Source organism: Pleomorphomonas koreensis DSM 23070, assembly GCF_000425185.1.
In the GTDB taxonomy this organism is placed as follows: Bacteria; Pseudomonadota; Alphaproteobacteria; order Rhizobiales; family Pleomorphomonadaceae; genus Pleomorphomonas; species Pleomorphomonas koreensis.
Map to the genome: position 1 here is coordinate 147,299 of NZ_AULH01000010.1, position 19,603 is coordinate 166,901.

At 68.0% G+C, this 19,603-nt stretch carries 18 protein-coding genes; 6 read left to right on the forward strand and 12 right to left on the reverse strand.

Annotated features, from left to right (window positions below; all coding sequences use genetic code 11):
- Positions 1-43: 43 nt before the first annotated feature.
- From leuD to H512_RS26930, 3 genes are all read right to left on the reverse strand, one after another.
- Positions 44-649, reverse strand: coding sequence for a 3-isopropylmalate dehydratase small subunit (leuD, locus tag H512_RS0109910; protein ID WP_026783320.1), 606 nt, complete (start codon positions 647-649; stop codon positions 44-46).
- Between the two features lie 20 nt (positions 650-669).
- Positions 670-1,620, reverse strand: a complete 951-nt coding sequence (gene argC, locus H512_RS0109915; protein ID WP_026783321.1) for an N-acetyl-gamma-glutamyl-phosphate reductase — start codon at positions 1,618-1,620, stop codon at positions 670-672.
- Positions 1,621-1,757: 137 nt separating this feature from the next.
- Positions 1,758-1,895 (reverse strand): hypothetical protein, encoded by a 138-nt coding sequence (locus H512_RS26930; RefSeq protein ID WP_156899441.1) that lies wholly within the window; start codon positions 1,893-1,895, stop codon positions 1,758-1,760.
- Positions 1,896-2,238: 343 nt separating this feature from the next.
- On the opposite strand from H512_RS26930, the gene thpR reads away from it, so the two are divergent.
- A complete protein-coding gene (gene thpR, locus H512_RS0109925) occupies positions 2,239-2,778 on the forward strand; it encodes an RNA 2',3'-cyclic phosphodiesterase (RefSeq protein ID WP_026783322.1) in 540 nt (179 codons plus the stop codon).
- Here the strand turns inward: thpR and H512_RS0109930 are convergent.
- Positions 2,760-3,233, reverse strand: a complete 474-nt coding sequence (locus tag H512_RS0109930; protein ID WP_026783323.1) for a low molecular weight protein-tyrosine-phosphatase — start codon at positions 3,231-3,233, stop codon at positions 2,760-2,762. The genes thpR and H512_RS0109930 overlap by 19 nt on opposite strands.
- An 82-nt stretch (positions 3,234-3,315) precedes the next feature.
- On the opposite strand from H512_RS0109930, the gene H512_RS0109935 reads away from it, so the two are divergent.
- Complete coding sequence (locus H512_RS0109935) at positions 3,316-3,948, forward strand: LysE family translocator (protein ID WP_026783324.1); 633 nt, start codon at positions 3,316-3,318, stop codon at positions 3,946-3,948.
- On the opposite strand, the gene H512_RS25770 is transcribed toward H512_RS0109935, so the two are convergent.
- The 4 genes from H512_RS25770 to H512_RS23410 form a co-directional block, all read right to left on the reverse strand.
- Positions 3,932-4,390, reverse strand: a complete 459-nt coding sequence (locus H512_RS25770) for a hypothetical protein (RefSeq protein WP_053239737.1) — start codon at positions 4,388-4,390, stop codon at positions 3,932-3,934. The genes H512_RS0109935 and H512_RS25770 overlap by 17 nt on opposite strands.
- The gene (rlmN, locus tag H512_RS0109945; RefSeq protein WP_026783325.1) at positions 4,390-5,634 is read right to left on the reverse strand and encodes a dual-specificity RNA methyltransferase RlmN; all 1,245 of its coding nucleotides are present in this window, start codon (positions 5,632-5,634) and stop codon (positions 4,390-4,392) included. The genes H512_RS25770 and rlmN overlap by 1 nt, the downstream gene beginning before the upstream one ends.
- 280 nt (positions 5,635-5,914) lie before the next feature.
- A complete protein-coding gene (locus H512_RS0109950) occupies positions 5,915-6,436 on the reverse strand; it encodes an invasion associated locus B family protein (RefSeq protein ID WP_026783326.1) in 522 nt (173 codons plus the stop codon).
- A 395-nt stretch (positions 6,437-6,831) separates the two neighbouring features.
- Positions 6,832-7,200: a YkvA family protein gene (locus tag H512_RS23410; RefSeq protein WP_036790980.1), complete on the reverse strand. Its 369-nt coding sequence runs from the start codon at positions 7,198-7,200 to the stop codon at positions 6,832-6,834.
- 151 nt (positions 7,201-7,351) lie between these two features.
- Here H512_RS23410 and H512_RS23415 point away from each other — a divergent pair, with 151 nt between their 5' ends.
- Positions 7,352-8,986, forward strand: a complete 1,635-nt coding sequence (locus H512_RS23415) for a phosphoethanolamine transferase (RefSeq protein WP_169507144.1) — start codon at positions 7,352-7,354, stop codon at positions 8,984-8,986.
- Between the two features lie 124 nt (positions 8,987-9,110).
- Positions 9,111-10,331, forward strand: coding sequence for an argininosuccinate synthase (locus tag H512_RS0109965; RefSeq protein WP_026783327.1), 1,221 nt, complete (start codon positions 9,111-9,113; stop codon positions 10,329-10,331).
- A gap of 130 nt (positions 10,332-10,461) precedes the next feature.
- Here H512_RS0109965 and H512_RS0109970 read toward each other — a convergent pair whose 3' ends face one another.
- Positions 10,462-12,456 (reverse strand): methyl-accepting chemotaxis protein, encoded by a 1,995-nt coding sequence (locus H512_RS0109970; RefSeq protein WP_084798405.1) that lies wholly within the window; start codon positions 12,454-12,456, stop codon positions 10,462-10,464.
- Between the two features lie 282 nt (positions 12,457-12,738).
- Between H512_RS0109970 and H512_RS0109975 the strand changes: the two genes are divergently transcribed.
- Both H512_RS0109975 and typA read left to right on the forward strand, forming a co-directional pair.
- Complete coding sequence (locus tag H512_RS0109975; RefSeq protein ID WP_026783329.1) at positions 12,739-13,380, forward strand: LysE family translocator; 642 nt, start codon at positions 12,739-12,741, stop codon at positions 13,378-13,380.
- 149 nt (positions 13,381-13,529) lie between these two features.
- A complete protein-coding gene (typA, locus tag H512_RS0109980) occupies positions 13,530-15,353 on the forward strand; it encodes a translational GTPase TypA (protein WP_026783330.1) in 1,824 nt (607 codons plus the stop codon).
- A gap of 632 nt (positions 15,354-15,985) precedes the next feature.
- Here typA and H512_RS23420 read toward each other — a convergent pair.
- From H512_RS23420 to prfA, 3 genes are all read right to left on the reverse strand, one after another.
- Entirely contained in the window at positions 15,986-17,101 is a 1,116-nt protein-coding gene (locus tag H512_RS23420) for a DUF4167 domain-containing protein (protein ID WP_053239738.1), read from the reverse strand.
- 534 nt (positions 17,102-17,635) lie between these two features.
- Complete coding sequence (gene prmC / locus H512_RS0109990; RefSeq protein WP_026783331.1) at positions 17,636-18,529, reverse strand: peptide chain release factor N(5)-glutamine methyltransferase; 894 nt, start codon at positions 18,527-18,529, stop codon at positions 17,636-17,638.
- Complete coding sequence (gene prfA, locus H512_RS0109995; RefSeq protein ID WP_026783332.1) at positions 18,526-19,599, reverse strand: peptide chain release factor 1; 1,074 nt, start codon at positions 19,597-19,599, stop codon at positions 18,526-18,528. Before prfA ends, prmC begins: the two co-directional genes overlap by 4 nt.
- Between the last annotated feature and the right edge of the window lie 4 nt (positions 19,600-19,603).

Below are 19,603 nucleotides of genomic sequence, written 5' to 3' on the forward strand. Positions count from 1 at the left end.
TTACGAAAACGCCCTCCGGAGAGGGCGTCTTCTGGGAGCGATATCAGGCCCAGGGATGGGTGACGGCGTTGTTCTTCTCGAAGGTGGCGATTTCCGACGCCTTCTCCAGCGTCAGGCCGATGTCGTCGAGGCCGTTCAGCAGGCAATGCTTCTTGAACGGGTCGATGTCGAAGGCCACCGCGCCGCCATCCGGGCCCTTGATCACCTGGTTTTCAAGATCGACGGTCAGCGTGGCGTTGGCGCCGCGCTCGGCGTCGTCCATCAGCTTCTTGAGGTCGTCGGGCGAGACGACGATCGGCAGGATGCCGTTCTTGAAGCAGTTGTTGTAGAAGATGTCGGCGAAGCTGGTGGAGATGACGCAGCGGATGCCGAAATCCAGGAGCGCCCAGGGGGCATGCTCGCGCGACGAACCGCAGCCGAAGTTGTCGCCGGCCACCAGAATCTCCGCCTTGCGGTAGGCCGGCCTGTTCAGCACGAAGTCGGGGTTCTCCGAGCCGTCCTCCCGATAGCGCATCTCCGAGAACAGGCCCTTGCCGAGACCGGTGCGCTTGATGGTCTTCAGGTACTGCTTGGGGATGATCATGTCGGTATCGATATTGAGGATCGGCAGCGGTGCCGCGATACCGGTGAGCACGTCGAATTTCTGCATGATCGGTCCTTCCCGAAGCATCAGGCCGGGACGAGGCCGGCGGCGGCCGGCCGTCCCAGCATCAGGTTGAGGTTCTGCACGGCGGCGCCGGAGGCGCCCTTGCCGAGATTGTCGTAGAGGGCGACGATCAGCGCTTCCTCGCCGGCGGCGTCGGCGAAGACGTGAAGGCGCAACTCGTTGGTGCCGTTCAGCGCCCGCGGATCGAGGCCGGTCAACCGCTCGACCGGCTCGAAGGGCATTACCTTGACGAAGGTCTCGCCGGCGTAGCGGTCGGCGAGCAGATCGTGGATCGCCTTGGCCGTCAGGCCGGGTGCCACGGCCCACAGGCGCAGCGGCACGAAGGCCAGCATGCCCTGGGCGAAATCGCCGACCGCCGGCTGAAACTGCGGCGGCCGCCCGAGGCCGGTGTAAACGGCCATCTCCGGCAGGTGCTTGTGCTTGAAGGTGAGGCCGTAGGGCAGGAACGGCGACGGGTCGGCGGCGCTCTGGTAGTCCTCGACCATCTTGCGGCCGCCGCCCGAATAGCCGGAGACGCCGTTGTAGGTGAGCGGCGCGTCGGCCGGCAGCAGGCCGGCCTCGACCAGCGGCCGGACGGCGGCGATCAGCCCCTGCGGCCAGCAGCCGGGGTTGGCAACGCGCTTGGAGCCGGCGATCGCCTCGGCTTGGCCGGCCGCCATTTCGGCAAAGCCGTAGGTCCAGCCGGGGGCGACGCGATGGGCGGTGGAGGCGTCGATCACCGCCGTGCGATCGTTGTCGATCAGGCCGACCGACTCCTTTGCCGCCTCGTCCGGCAGGCAGAGGATGGCGACGTCGGCGGCGTTGAGCAGGCGCTTGCGCTCGCCCAGATCCTTGCGCTTGTCCGGATCGATGATCAGCAGCTCGATGTCGTCGCGGGCGGCGAGGCGGTCGCGGATTTGCAGGCCGGTAGTGCCTGCCTCGCCATCGATGTAGATCTTCGCCCGCGTCGTCATGGTCGTCGCCCGAGAAATGGCCGGCCGGGACCGGCGCATGAAGGAAAGTCCGCCGCGGCGGGGCGCCGGGCGGAGTGCCGAGAGGCTTTACCATCATCGGCCGCCGCTGTCATCTCGCCTTGAACGCCGGAGAGCCGTCAGAATGGCAGGAGGTAGGTGACGATCAGGTAGACGCAGAGGCCGGTCGCCAACACGATTCCCAGCGCCCGGGCGATCTTGCGCGCGAAGATGACGTCGGGATCCTCATTGTCGTTGGCGGGGTCGTCGAACTGCATGGCTCCGGCCCGGTCGGAAGGCTCCGTGGTTCGTTGCTGGCCCCCGCATCCGCGCCACACGGATCTCAAGGCGCATGTCGGAGCCAGATGAACCACTGGCACTTCATTGATTCTACGGGAGCTTCCGAATCCGGCACCCGATCCAGAGCCTGTCGACAGGCGGGATACAAATGTCAAATCCGCTCCACTTGCCTGTATATAATCGGCCGCACGGCCGGGCCAAGCGAACAAAAGGGCTTGCATCGGGGCTGGCCTTCGGTCGACCCTCGGAATACCCCTTCCGTCCGGTCCGGCGCGCCTTTCCGGAGTGCCGAGCCCGGACCTCAAAGCTGATGAGGTTGCCATGGCCAGGCTGTTCACCGCCCTCGAGATTCCCGCCGCGGCCGGCTTCCATCTGTCGCTCCTGAAGGGCGGACTGCCCGGCGCCCGCTGGATCGATCCCGCCAACTACCATGTGACGCTGCGCTTCATCGGCGATATCGACGGCCGCACCGCTGACGAAGTGGCCGCCGCGCTCGACCGCGTCTACCGGCCGCCCTTCGCCCTGAGCCTCAGGGGGCTGCACTGCTTCGCCTCGGGCCGGGTGCCGCATTCGCTGGCCGTCAAGGTGGAGCCGACCGAGCAACTGATCGAATTGCAGGCCGAGCACGAGCGGATCATCCAGCGCCTCGGCCTGCCGGCAGAGGGGCGACGCTACATCCCGCACGTCACGCTGGCCCGCTTCCGGGGCACCACGTCGACCGACGTCGCCCGCTGGCTGTCCGAGCACGGCGATTTCGTCGGCCCGAGCTTCGCGGTCGATCGCTTCGTGCTCTATTCGTCGCGCGCCTCGGTGGGCGGCGGCCCCTACCTCGTCGAGGAAGCCTACCCGCTGGCGGCTTGAACGAGTCGGTCGACGAAGGCGCCGGTGGCGCGATCGCAGAGGTCGAACACCGCGTCGAAGCCGCGGCCGTCGCCGTAATAGGGGTCGGGCACCTCGTTGGCCAGTCCGAGCGCTTCCTCAAGACACAGGCCGATGCGCGCCGTCGTACCGGCCGGAGCGAGGCGGCGGAGGTCGGCGACGTTCTGGCGGTCCATGCCGACGATCAGCTCGAAATCGGTGAAATCGGTTGGCCGCACCTTGCGGGCGCGCAGCGGCGTCAGGTCGACGCCGCGTTTCGCCGCGGCGGCGATGGCGCGCGGATCGGGCGGATCGCCGGCGTGCCAGCCGCCGATGCCGGCGCTGTCGACGCGGACGCGGCCGGTCAGGCCGGCGGCGGCAAGGTGATTGAGCATCAGCCCCTCGGCGGTGGGCGAACGGCAGATGTTGCCGAGACAGACGAACAGGATGGAGCGCATGCGGCGGTTGTCGCCGAGGCGCGGCTTGCGGTCAAGCCGGTGGCGGCCGTAGTGTCGGGCGACCGCAAGGAGAGGCGCCGCAATGGAGTTCCTGCCGACCGCCGGCCTGATCGCCGCCTATACGCTGGCCGTGCTGGCGCTCAACTTCACGCCGGGCCCCGACATGGCGATGTTCGTCGGCACGGCGATCACCCGCGGCCGGCGAGCCGGCTTCGCCGCCTTCCTCGGCACCAGCTCGGGCATCCTCGTGCACACGCTGCTGGTCGTCTTCGGTCTCGCGGCGCTCATCGCCGCCTCGCCGCTTGTCTTCGATGCGCTGAAGGTGGCCGGTGCGCTCTATCTGCTCTATCTGGCGGTCGGCATCCTCCGCCACGGCAGCCGCTTCGCGCCGGAGGCGCCGGCGCCGGGCTCGCCGGTCCGGCTCTATCTCAAGGGCCTCGCCGTCAACGTGCTGAACCCCAAGGTGGCGCTGTTCTTCCTGACCTTCCTGCCGCAGTTCGTCGAGCCGGGCGACCCGGCCGCCCGCGGCAAGCTGCTGTTCCTCGGCGTCTGGTTCCTGGCGGTGTCGACGCTGTCGATGACGCCGCTGATCCTCGGGGCGAGCGGCGTCGCCGCCTTCCTCAAGGCGCGGCCGAAGGCGATGCGGGTGATCGACTATGTGTTCGCCGGCGTGATGGGCGCCTTCGCGGTCAGGCTGGTCACGGCTCGTCTTTAGGGGTAGGCGGCTTGGTCAGGAAGACGCCGTCGACGCCGGCCATGCGGCCGGCCACCAGCCAGTAGACGAAGCCGCCGATGAAGCCGGAGGCGATGAGGATGGCGATCTGGCGCGGCTCGCCGTCCAGCGGCCGCATCATCGGCGCGAGACCGAGGGCCGGCAGAAGGCCGAGGAGGCCGCCGGCCAGGATGTAGACGAGCGACGACCGCAGGCGGAACACCTCGGTGACCAGGATCAGCACCGCCCAGGGGGCGAGCGCCATGGCGCCGAGATAGCTCGCCGTGAAGGCGGCGCCGACGCCGAACTGGCCCCAGAACCACGAGGCGTCGGCGGGATTGGTCGGGCCGAGGCCGACCGAGGCGGCCAGCATGAACACGGCAGCGGCGATCACCGCCAGGATGAAGCCGATCAGCGCGGCGAAGATGCGGCCGATCGCCCGCATCAGTCCTCTCCGTGACCGGCCACCATGGCGCGCATGGCGAGGTCGGCCTCGCTGAGCCCCAGCTCAAGCCTGAGCCGCTCGGTCTTCCTGAGCCGCTCGCTCTCGCTCTTCAGCTGGCCGCAGGCGGCGGCGATGTCGCGGCCGCGCGGCGTGCGGATCGGCGAGGCGTAGCCGGCGTCGTTGACGAACTCGGCGAAGGCCTCGATGGTCTCCCAGTCGGAGCATTCGTAAGCGGTGCCCGGCCAGGGGTTGAAGGGGATCAGGTTGATCTTGGCCGGAATGCCCTTCAGGAGCTTCACCAGGTCGCGGGCGTCCTCGAGGCTGTCGTTGACGCCCTTCAGCATTACGTATTCAAAAGTGATGCGCCGCGCGTTCGACAGGCCCGGATAGGCGCGGCAGGCGTCCATCAGCTCCTTCAGCGGGTACTTCCTGTTGATCGGTACCAGCACGTCCCGGAGGTCGTCGCGCACGGCGTGCAGGGAGATGGCCAGCATGCAGCCGATCTCATCGCCGGTGCGGGCGATATTGGGCACCATGCCGGAGGTGGACAGCGTGACGCGGCGCTTCGACAGCGACAGGCCGTCACCGTCCATGATGATGGCGAGCGCCTGCTTGACAGCGTCGAAATTGTAGAGCGGCTCGCCCATGCCCATCATGACGACGTTGGAGACGAGGCGGCCTTCGCTCGGGATGGCCGCCTCGGCGTTGGGGGCGGCGTCCGGATAGTCGCCGAGCCGGTCGCGGGCGACCAGCACCTGCGCCACGATCTCCTCGGCGGTCAGGTTGCGCACCAGCATCTGCGTGCCGGTATGGCAGAAGGCGCAGTTGAGCGTGCAGCCGACCTGCGAGGAGACGCAGAGCGTGCCGCGCCCCTCCTCGGGGATGTAGACGGTCTCGATCTCCACCGGCTTGCCGGCGCCGCGCGAGGGAAAGCGCAGCAGCCACTTGCGCGTACCGTCGGCCGACACCTGTTCGGTGACGATCTCCGGCCGGCCGACCACATAGGCGGCGTCGAGACGGGCGCGCAACTCCTTGGCGATGTTGGTCATCTCCGAGAAGTGGCGCGCGCCGCGCACGTAGATCCAGTGCCAGAGCTGGGAGACGCGCATCCTGAGCTGGCGTTCCTCGACGCCGATGGCGAGCAACGCCTTGGCGATCTCGATGCGCGACATGCCGACGAGCGACGGCTTTTCCGGCAAGGCGGCGGGCGAGGGGGCGCGGCTGTGGTCGATGACGGTCGACATGGGCGTTCGATCGGTCCTGGCGGGATTGGAAGGTGGGCGCGTTGCGCCCGAAATGCAAGAACGGTCGCGGACGTTACCGTCCCGACCGTTCCCGGTTATGCCAAGCTATAGCAGAAACCCTGAGAAAACCCAAGCCAGCGGTGGCAAGGCTGCCGTTCCGCCGGCGCGGGACTCCATTTATGTTGACCTCAGTCGCCGTCGGGCCTCTGGCCCCTGGCTTTCGCTCCGCTTGGCGCCGGAAGCCGCTCCGCGGCTTCACGGTTATCCAGGCAAGTCGCGCTTACTGGCACTCGCCGTCAATGCGCTTCAGCGCGGCGGTGACGCCCTTCAGCGAATAGGTGTCGGTGGTGACCGTGCCGCGGCGCGAGGTGCCGGTGATCACCATGTCCGTGCCGCCCTTCATCGCGTTGATGAAGCGGCTTTCCTCGGCGGCGTTGTCGACCCAGGCACCCTGGTCCTTGGTGTACATGCTGAAGGTGGCGTCGCCGATCTTGACGGTGGTTTTCGAGCCTTCCTTGTAGGGATAGCCGGTGATCACCGACACTTCATGCTTGACGCCTTCCTTGGGGCGATTGGTGATGAACATGAACACCGGATCGCGATTGACGCCCTGCGGCGCCGTCTCGGTCGGCTGCGTGGCCGCATAGCAGACCTTGGCGCCGGCGGCGGTGTTGTAGGTGTAGGTGGCCCAGCGCTCGAACGTCTGGAGCGGCGTCGGCGCCTTGGTTTGCTGGGCGGCGGCGATGGTCGTCGCGCCAACCAGCAGGGCAACGGCCAGGCCGAGGGTGCGTGCGTTCGTCATCTAATCACCTTGGGTCTTGTCGTGGGACACGGATGCGCCCACCGAAGCGGTCCGCATTAGGCGTAAAGGAACGGTAAGGCGTCAGGGTTACCAAAGTGTTGCTCCGGCGTCTCGATCTGCCTTGCATGGCCGATCGGAGACCGCGCCTCATCAAGATTGCGCGAAGCTTGGCCGGAATTCGGGCGACAATGCGGCCGGTGGCCGTTTGACGGGCGCCTGGCGGAAGTTATCCGGCCTTTTCGCCGGTCAGCCGTTCGGTTGCGGCATGAGCATCCGCCCGAGGCGGGCCTCCGGGCAAAGGCTGGAGCCCGACAACCGTCGACAATCCCTGACTGCGGCGAGCGCCCTGACCGCGATATACGGTCGCGAACTCGATGTTCGCGGGGGTCCGGATATCAAGTCTGCTCCGTCACCCGGCCCAGGGCGGCGCGGGCGGCCGCGCGGTGGCGGTCGCCGATATGGCGCCGCACCATGGTGATGGCGGTGATCAGCACGGTGATGTCGTCGGAGAAGCCCAGCCCCAGGATGAAATCCGGCACGACGTCGAAGGGGATGACGAAATAGGCGAGCGCGGCCAGCAGCGTCGCCCGCACCGAAGCGGGCGTCTCGGGGTCGAGGGCGCAGTAATAGGCGGCCACCACCTCGTCCATGAAGGGAACGGCGGCGATCGCCTTCCTGACCGTCCTCCAGAAGCGGGAGCGGACGCGGGCCTCGTGGCCCTCGGCCGGGCCGATGATCTCGGGGTCGGGATGGAAAACGGCCATTGACGTCGAACTCCGCGGCTGGATATCTCGGCTAAACATGGTTGCCCGCTGCCGACTGCGCAAGGCGCGCCGGCCCCGATGCCGCAGCCACGCTTTTGACACGTTTCCTCCGCAAGGGGAGGCGGCCAAATCGGGCTTTCGGGGAACAGCTGTGGCCATCAACGCTCGGATTTCCAACCTGCGGCCCCGTGTCGACAGCCGCTGGCTGGCCCTCGCCGCCACGCTCTGGCTGCTGGTCGCCGGCAACCAGACCTTCTGGCACAAGGCGGCGGCGGCCTTCGCCGCCACGCCGCTCGCCCTCCTCGCCCTCGGGGCCGCCGTGGCCGCCATCTATTTCGTGGCGCTGCTTCTTCTCCTCCAGACCTATCTGGCCAAGCCGGTGCTGCTGTTCCTGCTGGCGGCGGCCGGCGGCGCTTCCTATTTCACCGATACCTTCGGCACCGTCATCGACGTGGCGATGATCGATTCGGCGATGACCACCACCGGCCACGAGGCCGGCCAGCTGTTCACGCCGCAATTCTTCCTGCACATGGCGCTGTTCATCGGCCTGCCGGCCGCCGTCGTCCTGTGGATCAGGATCGGCTACGCGCCCTGGCGGCGGCGCCTCGTCTCGACGGCAGCGCTGGTGCTGGTTGCGGTGGCGGTGGGCGGCGCGCTGTTCTACAGCCAGTTCGGCACCATCGTCTTCGCGCTCCGGCAGGACCGGCTGGTGATGAAGACGCTGAACCCGGCCATACCGATCGCCTCGGCCTACACCTACGCGACGCGCAGCCTGAGGCAGACCAACGTCGTCGTGGCGCCGCTCGGCACCGATGCCCGGCTGGGCCCGCGCGTCACCGCCTCCGGCCGGCCCTTCGTGACGGTGCTGGTGGTCGGCGAGACGGCGCGCGCCATGAACTTCTCGCTGAACGGCTACGCCCGCAAGACCAACCCGGAACTGGAGAAGCGCGACATCGTCAACTTCCCCGATGTATCGAGCTGCGGCACCGCGACGGCGGTGTCGGTGCCCTGCATGTTCTCGAAGTTCGGCCGCGCCGACTATTCCGACGACAAGGCCAAGGCGACCGAGAACGTGCTCGACGTGCTGCATCACGCCGGCGTCGACGTCCTCTGGTGGGACAACAACACCGGCCCCAAGGGGGTGACTGCCCGCCTTGGCTCCAAGGCCTACAACGACGTCAAGGACCCGGTTGCCTGCGCCACCGGCGTCTGCCTCGACGACATCTTCCTGCCCGATCTCGACAAGCTGCTCGGCGGCGTCACGCGCAATACGGTGCTGGTGCTGCACCAGACCGGCTCGCATGGCCCGGCCTATTATCTGGGATATCCCGAGGAGTTGCGCGTCTTCACCCCCGATTGCGCCACCGAGCAGGTGACCACCTGCAGCCAGCAGGAGGTGGTCAACTCCTACGACAACACCATCCTGACCACCGACCGCTTCCTCGCTCGGGTCATCGACAGCCTGTCGCGGCACGACGACCGGGTGGCCGGGGCGATGTACTACGTGTCCGACCATGGCGAGTCGCTCGGCGAACACGGCATGTACCTGCACGGCGCGCCCTATGCGCTGGCGCCGGAGACGCAGACGCACGTGCCGATGGTCACCTGGTTCTCGCCTGCTTATGCCGAGGCGCGCGGCCTCGACGTCGCCTGCGTGCGGGCAAGGGCGGGCGAACGCTATTCGCACGACAACCTGTTCGACACGCTGCTCAGCATGATGGACGTGGCGACCGACGCCTATCGCGCCGACCGCGACATCCTGTCGCCCTGCCTCGGCCGTTCCTGAGCCGATCGGGCGCGAAGGCGCCTTGCGCCGCGCCGATATCGAGATAATAGATTGCCATCGACATTGACTCGGAGACCGGCGCCCGCGCGGGGCGCCGGCCGGCCGATCATCCCACGGAGTTCCCATGAAAAAGGGCGAAGTCAAGAAAGTCGTTCTGGCCTATTCCGGCGGCCTCGACACGTCGATCATCCTGAAGTGGCTGCAGACCGAACTCGGCGCCGAAGTCGTCACCTTCACCGCCGATCTCGGCCAGGGCGACGGCGATCTGGAGCCGGCCCGCAAGAAGGCCGAACTGTTGGGCATCAGGGAGATCTTCATCGAGGACGTGCGCGAGGAGTTCGTCCGCGACTTCGTCTTCCCGATGTTCCGCGCCAACGCCGTCTATGAGGGCGTCTACCTGCTCGGCACGTCGATCGCCCGTCCCTTGATCTCCAAGCACCTGATCGACATCGCCCGGAAGACCGGCGCTGACGCCATCGCCCACGGCGCCACCGGCAAGGGCAACGATCAGGTGCGCTTCGAGCTTTCCGCCTACGCGCTCAACCCGGACATCAAGATCATCGCCCCCTGGCGCGACTGGACGTTCAAGAGCCGCACCGACCTCCTCGATTTCGCCGAGAAGCACCAGATCCCGATCGCCAAGGACAAGAAGGGCGAGGCGCCCTTCTCGGTCGACGCCAACCTCTTGCACTCCTCCTCGGAGGGCAAGGTGCTGGAGGACCCGTCGCAGCCGGCGCCCGAATATGTCCACATGCGCACCATCTCGCCGGAGGAGGCGCCCGACAAGGCGACGATCATCACCGTCGGCTTCGAGAAGGGCGACGCGGTGTCGGTCAACGGCGTGCGCCTCTCGCCGGCCGAACTCTTGACCAAGCTCAATGAACTCGGCCACGACAACGGCATCGGCCGCCTCGACCTCGTCGAGAACCGCTTCGTCGGCATGAAGTCGCGCGGCGTCTACGAGACGCCCGGCGGCACCATCCTGCTCGCCGCCCACCGGGCGATCGAGAGCATCACGCTCGACCGCGGCGCCGCGCATCTCAAGGATGAGCTGATGCCGCGCTATGCCGAGCTGATCTACTACGGCTTCTGGTTCGCGCCCGAGCGCTACATGCTACAGGCGCTGATCGACAAGAGCCAGGAGAATGTCGAGGGCGAGGTGACGCTGAAGCTCTACAAGGGTAACGTCATCGTCACCGGCCGCTCGTCGCCGAAGACGCTCTATTCCTCGACGCTGGTCACCTTCGAGGACGACCAGGGCGCCTACGACCAGAAGGACGCCGCCGGCTTCATCAAGCTCAACGCGCTGCGGCTTCGCACGCTGGCCAAGCGCGATCGCGGCTGAGCCGGCTGCGGCAATTCGGCCTGCCCGCCGTCCCACGGGCGGCGGGCGGTGCAAGGATGGATCGCATCGGAAAATCAAACGGCGCCGCCCTTTCGGGGCGGCGCCGTTTTCGTTCGATGCGGCCGGCGACTTACGCGGCGCGCAGGCTGTCGACGAACTTGCCCACTTCGCTTTGCAGGTCGGTGGACTGATGCTCCAGCTCGGTTGAGAGCGACATCAGGTGGGTGGAGGCGCGGCCGGTCAGTTCGGCGGCCTCGCCGACGCCGGCGATCGAGCCGGTCACCGTCTGGGTACCCTCGGCGGCCCGCTGGGTGTTCTGGGCGATCTCGCCGGTCGCCGCGCCCTGCTCCTCGACGGCACCGGCGATCGAGGCGGTGACCTCGCGGATCATCGAGATGGTCGAGGTGATGCGGCCGATCGCCGTCACCGTCTCGTTGGTCGCTTCCTGGATCTCGCCGATCTTCGACCCGATCTCGTCGGTGGCCTTGGCCGTCTGGGCGGCCAGCTGCTTCACCTCCGAGGCGACGACGGCGAAACCCTTGCCGGCGTCGCCGGCTCTCGCGGCCTCGATGGTGGCGTTGAGGGCGAGAAGGTTGGTCTGCTCGGCGATTGCCCGGATCAGGTTGACCACGTCGCCGATGCGGACGGCGGCGTCGGTCAGCGCCCGCACCTTGGTCTCGGTGCGCGACGCCTCCTCGGCGGCCTCGTCGGCGATGCCGGCCGATTTGGCCACCTGGGTGTTGATCTCGCGGATCGAGGCGGTCAGCTCCTCGGCGCCGGCCGCCACGGTCTGCACGTTGGAGGCGGCGGCCTCGGCGGCGCCGGTCACCGACTGCGCCCGGCCCGAGGTGGCGTCGGCGGTCTCCGACAGCTCGCGGGCGGCCTCGGCCACCTCGGCCGACGAGCGGGCGAAGCGATCGGCCAGCGCGCCCATGGTCGACTGGAAGGTATCGGCGAGCGCCTGCCGCTCGCGGAGCTGCCGCTCGGCGGCGAGGCGGTCGTTCTCGCCCTGCTCGGCGCGCAGCCGCTCGGTCTCCGACAGGCCCCTGGCGAACACGTCGAGCGTCCGCGCCATGTCGCCGACCTCGGTGCGGTCGCCGGCATAGGGAATGGCGACGTCCCGCGTTCCGGCGGCGACCGCCTTCATGGCGGCGGTGATGCGGCCGATCGGCTTGACGATGCCGCGCGCCAGCAGCCAGCCGAACACCAGCGTCATCGCCATGATGCCGCCGAAGATCATCATCAGCTGGTCCCTGGCCTCGCGGCGGGCGCGGATTTCCGAGGTCGAGGCGGCCGTGTCGACGCTGCGGATCATCGTCACCAGATTGTCGAGCTGCGGCTCCAGCGCCTTGTAGCCGTTGGACAGCTGCTCGTAGATGCTGAGGAACTTCTGCTGCAGGGTGACCCACTGGCCGACGTTGCCGGCGTATTCCTCCACCGCCTTGCCGAGCGCCGCCTTGGCATCGGCATTGAGCGGGCTGCGGGCCAGCGCGCGGGTGAAGTCCATGGACGTCTTGCCGAAGGCGGTGAAGGCCTGCGGGTCGTTCTTCAGCATGAAGTCCTTCTCGTAGGTCCGCATGGTGGCGAACAGGGCCGCGAGTTCCGGCGCCGGGTTGGCGGCAAGCAGGTCGTTCACCGCGTCGGCGGACTTCTGGAGCGCGCCGCCGACGCCCTGCTTGGGATAGAGGCCGAGCTGCTTCTTGATGTCGAGGATGGCCTTGAAGGCGGTGCCGTAGTCCTCGAGGCCGGCCTTGATCTGGGCGACGTTGCTGGCCCTCGTCGGGTCGGTGGCCTTGATGCGCGCCTCGAGCTGCTGGATGTTGGAGCCGGTCATGCGCATCAGGTCACCGTGCAGGCCGGAATAACGCTCGTTGCCGGTGAACAGGAACTCGATCTCGGAGCGGCGGAGCTGCAAGGCGGTGGTTTGCAGGGTGCCGGCCAGATCGGCGTTGATGCGGGCGCTGGCGGCGCGCTGGCGATAGCCGTTGGCGTTGATGTCCTGCAGCATGTAGAGGCCGCCGACCACGGCGAGGCCCAAGAGCGAGAACAGTCCGAAGGCCAGCACCTTCGTGGCGATGCGCAGATGCACCCGCGGCATCAATCTCCTGAATGCGAATTTCGGCATGCGGAAAAACTCCCCCGGTTGACCCAGCCGCACGCAGTGTCCCGCGCCTCCTCCCGGCTGTTCATTTCCCGCCGCAGCATGGCCTTCGCCGATTAATCGCGCGTAAAGGTCGTTGCCGCGAATGACGCGATATGGCGGGAATCGCGGGCGGCAACGATACGAGTCGCGTTGTCGCCGGCGGACGGACGCTTTCCCTGGCCACCACCGCCCTGCGCCGATTGCGCGCGGCGGCGATTCGGGAGAAGCTCACGCCGTTTCCCGCAGAAGGCCGATGCCCGCGCCATGCCCCTTTCCCTGTTCCTCTCCGCCTTCCTCGCCGCCTTTCTCTATGTGGTGATCCCCGGTCCGGCCTTCATCGCGCTGCTCGGCATCGGCGCCGGCCAGGGGCGCGGCGCCGGCGCCCGCTTCATCGTCGGCCACCTCGCCGGCGACACGCTGTGGACCAGCCTCGCCCTGGTCGCGCTGGTCGGCGCGCACGTGGTGGGGCCGGTGGTGTTCGACCTGCTCGGCTGCGTCTGCGGCACCTATCTCGCCGTCATCGGCTGGCGCGCCTTCCGGGCCCGGCCGCGCCTGGCGGGCGAGGCGGTGATGGTGGTGACGCGGCCGTTCCGGCGCGGCCTCGTCTTCGGCCTCACCAACCCCAAGGGCTATCCGGTGGCGCTCGCCACGTTCACGGCGCTGGTCGGCGGCGTCGCCGACAGGCTGTCGTTCTCGAGCCTGCCGCCGCTCTTGGCCGCCTCCTTCGTCGGCTTCCTCGTCGCCGATCTGGTGCTGATCGCCATCATCGGCGCCGGCGCTGTGCGGCGCTTCTACCGCAGGCACGAACTGGCCATCGTGCGCGGCTCGGGTTTGCTGTTCATGGGATTTGCCGTTCAGGCCTTCTGGCACTCGGTGCCGGGCCTTCTCGGTGTCCGCCGCGCCTGAGGCAATATTTTATGCCTCTGCATGGCTGATGATCGCCGGAATAATCAGGTTTTTCTTGCTCCCGTCACAATCGTTTGTATAGTGCGCGGCAAAATGACGGTCCGAAGGTTCGCTTCGGGCCGTCTGTCTTTTCCCAATCGAGTACGCCTATGCAAATGCGCAACATCGCCATCATCGCGCACGTCGACCATGGCAAGACCACGCTGGTCGACGAGCTTCTGAAGCAGTCCGGCACCTATCGCGAGAACCAGAAGGTGACCGAGCGCGTGATGGATTCCAATGACCTCGAGAAGGAGCGCGGCATCACCATTCTTGCCAAGGCGACCTCGGTGGTCTGGCACGGCGTGCGCATCAACATCGTCGACACCCCCGGCCATGCCGACTTCGGCGGCGAGGTGGAGCGCATCCTCAACATGGTGGACGGCGCCATCGTGCTGGTCGACGCCGCCGAGGGGCCGATGCCGCAGACCAAGTTCGTGGTCGGCAAGGCGCTGAAGGTCGGCCTGAAGCCGATCGTCGCCATCAACAAGGTCGACCGCCACGACGCCCGCATCCACGAGGTGGTGGACGAGGTGTTCGACCTGTTCGCCAACCTCGACGCCACCGAGGAGCAGCTCGACTTCCCGATCCTCTACGGCTCCGGCCGCAACGGCTGGTTCTCGATGTCGCCGGAGGGCGCCGAGAGCGAGGGCATGGCGCCGCTGTTCGAGCTGGTGCTGAAGCACGTGCCGCCGCCGCATGTCGAGGCCGACGCGCCGTTCCGGATGATCGGCACGCTGCTGGAGGCCAATCCCTTCCTCGGCCGCGTCATCACCGGCCGCATCACCTCGGGCTCGGTGAAGACCAACCAGACCATCAAGGTGCTCGACCAGGACGGCAACGTCGTCGACCAGGGCCGCGTTTCCAAGCTCCTGGCCTTCCGCGGCCTCGAGCGCACGGCGATCGACGTCGGCGAAGCCGGCGACATCGTGGCGATTGCCGGTCTCACCAAGGGAACGGTGGCCGAGACCTTCTGCGCCCTCGAGGTGACCGAGCCGCTGCACGCCCAGCCGATCGATCCGCCGACCGTCACCATGACCTTCCTCGTCAACAACTCGCCGCTGGCCGGCACCGAGGGCGACAAGGTGACCAGCCGGATGATCCGCGACCGCCTGATCCGCGAGGCGGAGGGCAACGTCGCCCTGAAGATCGAGGAAAGCACCGAGAAGGACTCCTTCTTCGTCTCGGGCCGCGGCGAGTTGCAGCTTGCCGTGCTGATTGAGACCATGCGCCGCGAGGGCTTCGAACTGGCCGTGTCGCGGCCGCGCGTGGTGTTCCGCAAGGACGAGGCGGGCGAGACGCTGGAGCCGATCGAGGAAGTGGTGATCGACGTCGACGAGGACTATTCCTCGGTCGTCGTGCAGAAGATGAGCGAGCGCAAGGCCGACATGGTGGAGATGCGGCCGTCGGGCGGCAAGCGCCTGCGCCTGGTGTTCTTCGCGCCGACGCGTGGCCTGATCGGCTACCAGTCGGAACTCCTGACCGACACGCGCGGCACGGCGGTGATGAACCGGCTGTTCCACGACTACCAGCCGCACAAGGGCGACCTGCCTGGCCGGCGCAACGGCGTGCTGATCTCCAACGACCAGGGCGAGGCCGTCGCCTACGCCCTCTGGAACCTTGAGGATCGCGGGCCGATGATGATCGAGCCGGGTTGGAAGGTCTACCAGGGCATGATCGTCGGCGAGCACACGCGCGAGAACGACCTTGAGGTCAACGTCCTCAAGGGCAAGAAGCTGACCAACGTCCGTTCGTCCGGCAAGGACGAGGCGGTGCGCCTGACGCCGCCGATCCGCATGACGCTGGAGCGGGCGCTGGCCTGGATCCAGGACGACGAGCTGGTCGAGGTGACGCCGAAGTCGATCCGCCTCAGGAAGGCGACGCTCGATCCGATCGAGCGCAAGCGCGAGCGGTCGCGCGACGCGGCGGCCTGAGACTGCTGACAGGACATTTGGAAGAGGGCGGTGCCGGTGGCGCCGCCCTTTTCCGTTTATCGGGGATGCCGGCCAGCGGATGTCGCGGGATGGCGAACCGGCGGACGCGGTCGGGCTTTTCGGCGGTAGGAGGGGCTGAATCGTCGCGGCAGCGGGACGCTTTCCGTGCCGAGACAAGCGCTGCCGCCTTCAAGCTATATATAGTTCTATCTTGATATATATATATGTAAATATCTGGATGTTTCAGATATCGACGTCAGCGGGGGCGGGGTGTTGGATGGGGAGCAGCCAAAGGGCAGACTCGGAGCGCCCCTTCCAGTCTTTCCGTCGCATGAGGTCATCTCACTGAGACACTGGCGCATCCACCTACTGAGCCGGTTGCCGATTCTCATCCGCCACGGCGGCTTGAGATATCGGCAAGCGGAGAGCCGGCATTCTCATCCGCCACGGCGGCTTGAGATATCGGCAAGCGGAGAGCCGGCATTCTCGTCCGCCACGGCGGTTTGAGATATCGGCAAGCGGAGAGCCAGCATTCTCATTGCCTCCTGGAATGAGGCGCAAGGCGCAACCAAACGACAAGGGCCGCGTCGCTGCCGACGCGGCCCCCGTTTCTTCCGGCGAATGAGGCGGCCTCAGCCTTCGCCGCCCTCGGAGCCCCCTTCGGCCGGCGTCTTGACGCGGCGGGTGCGGGGACGGGCGGTGGTCGGGGCGATCGGCGTGCCGAGCGTGGTGGCGCGGCGGCGCGGCGTGCGTTTGCGCGGCGTCTCCTCGTCACCGGCCGTCTCGGCGGCAGGCGCTTCCGAAGCGGCCGGTTCCGGCGCCGGCTTGGCGGGCGCCTCGGCAACCGGGGCGGGACGCTCGGCGACGGCGACCGGGGCGGGCTCGGAAGCGCGCGGCTGGCGCTCCAGCAGGAAGGCCGGCAGGCCGGCCTCGGCGGCGACCGGCGTCGGCTCGGTGCGCGGCGTCGGCTCGCCGCGCGGCGTCCGCTCGCGTTCACGCTCGATGCGGACCACCGGCTGCGGCGCGTCGGGGAAGCTGACGTCGGGCTGTGGCGCGTCGGCCAGCGTCGGCACCGCCACCGGCTGCGGCTGGCGCTCGCCGCCACGGTTGTCCTGGTTCTGCCCCTGGCGCTCGCCTTGCCCCTGGCGCTCGCCGCGGTTGTCGCGGCCGAAACGGTCGAAACGCTGGCGGCCGCGGCGATAGTCGCCCTGCTGCTGGCGATCGCCGCCGGCGTTGTCGTTGCGATTGTTGTCGCCGTTGCGATTATTGTCGCGCGGCTCGCGCGGCTGCTGGTTGCCGTTGTCGCGGTTGCCGCCGTTGTCGCGGTTCTGATAGCCGCCGCCTTCGCGCGAATCGCGCTGCTCGTTCGGCTGGCGGTTGTTGTCGAACTGGCCGGGCTGGCGCATCTCGATCTGGCGCGGCTCGAAGCGGTCGGAGCCAATCGGCTCGAAATCGTCGTCCTCGCTCTCGTCCTCGCGTCCCGCGGCGGCAGCCGCCTGGGCAGCCTGGGCGGCGGCGATGATGCGATAGTAATGCTCGGCGTGCTGGAGGTAGTTCTCCGCCATCACCCGGTCGCCGGAGGAGGATGCATCGCGGGCGAGCTGGGTATATTTCTCGGCGATGTGGAGGGCGGTGCCCCTGATCTTGATGTCCGGGCCGTTGGAATCGAACGACCGGGTCAGCGGATTGGGAGCCTTGCGGTTGGGCCGGCCGCGCATCCGTTGCTTGTTCTGCTGGTTCTGCCTCATATGTCCGCTATCTCTTGCCTTCGCGGGTCAAAAAGCACGAGGCGCGAGGCCGCGGATCTCGTCGACTCCCGGCGCTTCCCAAGGGAAGGCAGTCGAAGTCGCGGCGCCTGGTGCAAACAAATCATCCGTCAAGTGCGACCGTCCGCCGAAGCAGGATAGACCAACCCCGCATCCCGACGGATGCCCCGTGTTGTGCTATCTATCTGTTCAAACACCGAATTTTCCCGAAAAGTGCGTACACTTTCCGGCCCGATGCCCTAGCCCGTGGCGGTGTCGCCTCAGCATCCTCTACGTTTGATCGTATCGAGAACGGGTCTGAGCGGGATCCTGGCCCTTGTCTTGGCTCTGCCGGCAGCCGAGCGTCACGCGCCAGCCCCGACCGTTCATCCGCCCAGACAAGAGGTCATGCTTCCCGAATACGGCTTTTCGACGGTGACGTCAAATACAGCCGATTCTCTACGCAAGGACCCTAGCTGCTTCCCGACGACTTTCCAAGCTGAATTTTGTCATCAACGTCAATAAAACGACGGGATTTCAGTCGCTTTGCGACAGCATGACGCCGGAGACCACCCGATCGCGGCCGCCGAGGTCGCGGTGGACTTCGATCGTCCCGAGCCCGGCCAGCGCGAAGAGATCGCTCACCGCCGCGCCCTGGTCCCAGCCGATCTCCACGGCGAGGAGACCGCCGGGGAGGAGATGGTCGTGAAGGCCTGCGAGGATCGCCCGGTAGACATCGAGACCGTCGGCGCCGCCGTCGAGGGCAAGATGCGGGTCGTGCAGGCGCACCTCGCGGTCGAGGCCGGCAATGACGTCGCTGGCGATATAGGGCGGATTGGAGACGACGAGGCCGAAGCGGCCAGCCACCGGCTGCCAGACGTCGCCGGTCGCGAAGTCGAGACGGTCGGCGGCGCCGTGACGGGCAGCGTTGTCCCTCGCCACCGCGACGGCGCCGGCGGAAAGATCGGTGGCAAGGCCGCGAGCGGCCGGCAGCTTGACGAGCAGCGTCACGGCGATGGCGCCGGTGCCGGTGCCGATGTCGAGCAGGCGGAGGCCGGCGCCGTCAGGTGAAACGCCGGGGAGGCGGCCCGACCGCACGGCGGCGAGCGCCGTCTCGACCAGCACCTCGGTATCGGGGCGCGGCTCCAGCGTGTCCGGGCCGAGCGCGAAGTCGAGGCCGTAAAACGAGGCGGTGCCGAGGATGCGGCCGACCGGCTCGCCGGCCGCCCGGCGATCGAGCCAGCCGTCGAGGCGGACGGCGGCGTCGGGGGCGACCTGTCGGTCGGCGGCGGCGAGGAGATCGAGCCGGCTGGCGCCGGTCGCCGCTTCGACCAGCAGGCGGGCATCGATGGCCGCCGTGTCCAGGCCGGCCGCCTGGAGGCGCCGGCGGGCGGCGGCGAGCAGGGCGCCGAGGGTGGCGGGCGCGCTCACGCGCCTTCCTCGGCCAGCAGCTTCGCCTGATGGTCGGTGATCAGCGCGCCGACGATGTCGTCGAGGTCGCCCTCCATCACCTGCGGCAGCTTGTAGAGCGTCAGGTTGATGCGGTGGTCGGTGACGCGTCCCTGCGGGAAGTTGTAGGTGCGGATGCGCTCGGAGCGGTCGCCGGAGCCGACCTGGCCGCGCCGGTCGGCGGCGCGGGCACTGTCGGCCTTCTCGCGCTCGATCTCGTAGAGGCGGGCGCGCAGCAGCTTCATCGCCTTGGCGCGGTTCTTGTGCTGCGACCGCTCCTCCTGGCAGGCGACGGCGATGCCGGTGGGAACATGGGTGATGCGGATGGCGCTGTCGGTGGTGTTGACGTGCTGGCCGCCGGCGCCCGATGAGCGGAAGGTGTCGACGCGCAGATCGGCCTCGTTGATGGCGATATCCACCTCCTCGGCTTCCGGCAGCACCGCGACGGTGGCGGCCGAGGTGTGGATGCGGCCGGAACTCTCGGTCGCCGGCACCCGCTGCACCCGGTGGACGCCGGACTCGAACTTCAGGCGGGCGTAGACGCCGGCGCCGTCGATCGAGGCGATGATCTCCTTGTAGCCGCCCATCTCGCCGTCCGACAGGCTCATCACCTCGACGCGCCAGCCGCGCGCCTCGGCATAGCGCTGGTACATGCGGAAGAGGTCGCCGGCGAACAGCGCCGCCTCGTCGCCGCCGGTGCCGGCGCGCACTTCGAGGATGGCGCTCCGGTCGTCGGCGCGGTCGCGCGGCAGCAGCGCGACGCGCACCTCCTGCCGCAGCGCCTCGACCTTGTCGGCAAGCTCCGGCCGCTCGGCCTCGGCAAGCGCCCGCATGTCCGGATCGGTGGCGGCGTCGGCCAGCATGGCCTCGACATCGGCCAGCTCCTGCCCGGCGGCGCGCAACGACCGGATGCGGGCGATCAGCGGCTCCAGCTCGGCATAGTCGCGCGACAGGCGGACGTAGGTGTCGGCGTCCGGGTTGCCGGCGAGGCGGGCCTCGAGAATGGCGAAGCGGTCGAGGAGGGCCTCGAGGCGGGCGTCGAAGGGAGTCATGCGA

What these genes read in the sequence shown, in the direction of transcription:
- leuD (WP_026783320.1), bottom strand. Translation starts at nt 649, where the DNA reads ATGCAGAAATTCGACGTGCTCACCGGTATCGCGGCACCGCTGCCGATC.
- argC (WP_026783321.1), bottom strand. Translation starts at nt 1,620, where the DNA reads ATGACGACGCGGGCGAAGATCTACATCGATGGCGAGGCAGGCACTACC.
- H512_RS26930 (WP_156899441.1), bottom strand. Translation starts at nt 1,895, where the DNA reads ATGCAGTTCGACGACCCCGCCAACGACAATGAGGATCCCGACGTCATC.
- thpR (WP_026783322.1), top strand. Translation starts at nt 2,239, where the DNA reads ATGGCCAGGCTGTTCACCGCCCTCGAGATTCCCGCCGCGGCCGGCTTC.
- H512_RS0109930 (WP_026783323.1), bottom strand. Translation starts at nt 3,233, where the DNA reads ATGCGCTCCATCCTGTTCGTCTGTCTCGGCAACATCTGCCGTTCGCCC.
- H512_RS0109935 (WP_026783324.1), top strand. Translation starts at nt 3,316, where the DNA reads ATGGAGTTCCTGCCGACCGCCGGCCTGATCGCCGCCTATACGCTGGCC.
- H512_RS25770 (WP_053239737.1), bottom strand. Translation starts at nt 4,390, where the DNA reads ATGCGGGCGATCGGCCGCATCTTCGCCGCGCTGATCGGCTTCATCCTG.
- rlmN (WP_026783325.1), bottom strand. Translation starts at nt 5,634, where the DNA reads ATGTCGACCGTCATCGACCACAGCCGCGCCCCCTCGCCCGCCGCCTTG.
- H512_RS0109950 (WP_026783326.1), bottom strand. Translation starts at nt 6,436, where the DNA reads ATGACGAACGCACGCACCCTCGGCCTGGCCGTTGCCCTGCTGGTTGGC.
- H512_RS23410 (WP_036790980.1), bottom strand. Translation starts at nt 7,200, where the DNA reads ATGGCCGTTTTCCATCCCGACCCCGAGATCATCGGCCCGGCCGAGGGC.
- H512_RS0109965 (WP_026783327.1), top strand. Translation starts at nt 9,111, where the DNA reads ATGAAAAAGGGCGAAGTCAAGAAAGTCGTTCTGGCCTATTCCGGCGGC.
- H512_RS0109970 (WP_084798405.1), bottom strand. Translation starts at nt 12,456, where the DNA reads ATGCCGAAATTCGCATTCAGGAGATTGATGCCGCGGGTGCATCTGCGC.
- H512_RS0109975 (WP_026783329.1), top strand. Translation starts at nt 12,739, where the DNA reads ATGCCCCTTTCCCTGTTCCTCTCCGCCTTCCTCGCCGCCTTTCTCTAT.
- typA (WP_026783330.1), top strand. Translation starts at nt 13,530, where the DNA reads ATGCAAATGCGCAACATCGCCATCATCGCGCACGTCGACCATGGCAAG.
- H512_RS23420 (WP_053239738.1), bottom strand. Translation starts at nt 17,101, where the DNA reads ATGAGGCAGAACCAGCAGAACAAGCAACGGATGCGCGGCCGGCCCAAC.
- prfA (WP_026783332.1), bottom strand. Translation starts at nt 19,599, where the DNA reads ATGACTCCCTTCGACGCCCGCCTCGAGGCCCTCCTCGACCGCTTCGCC.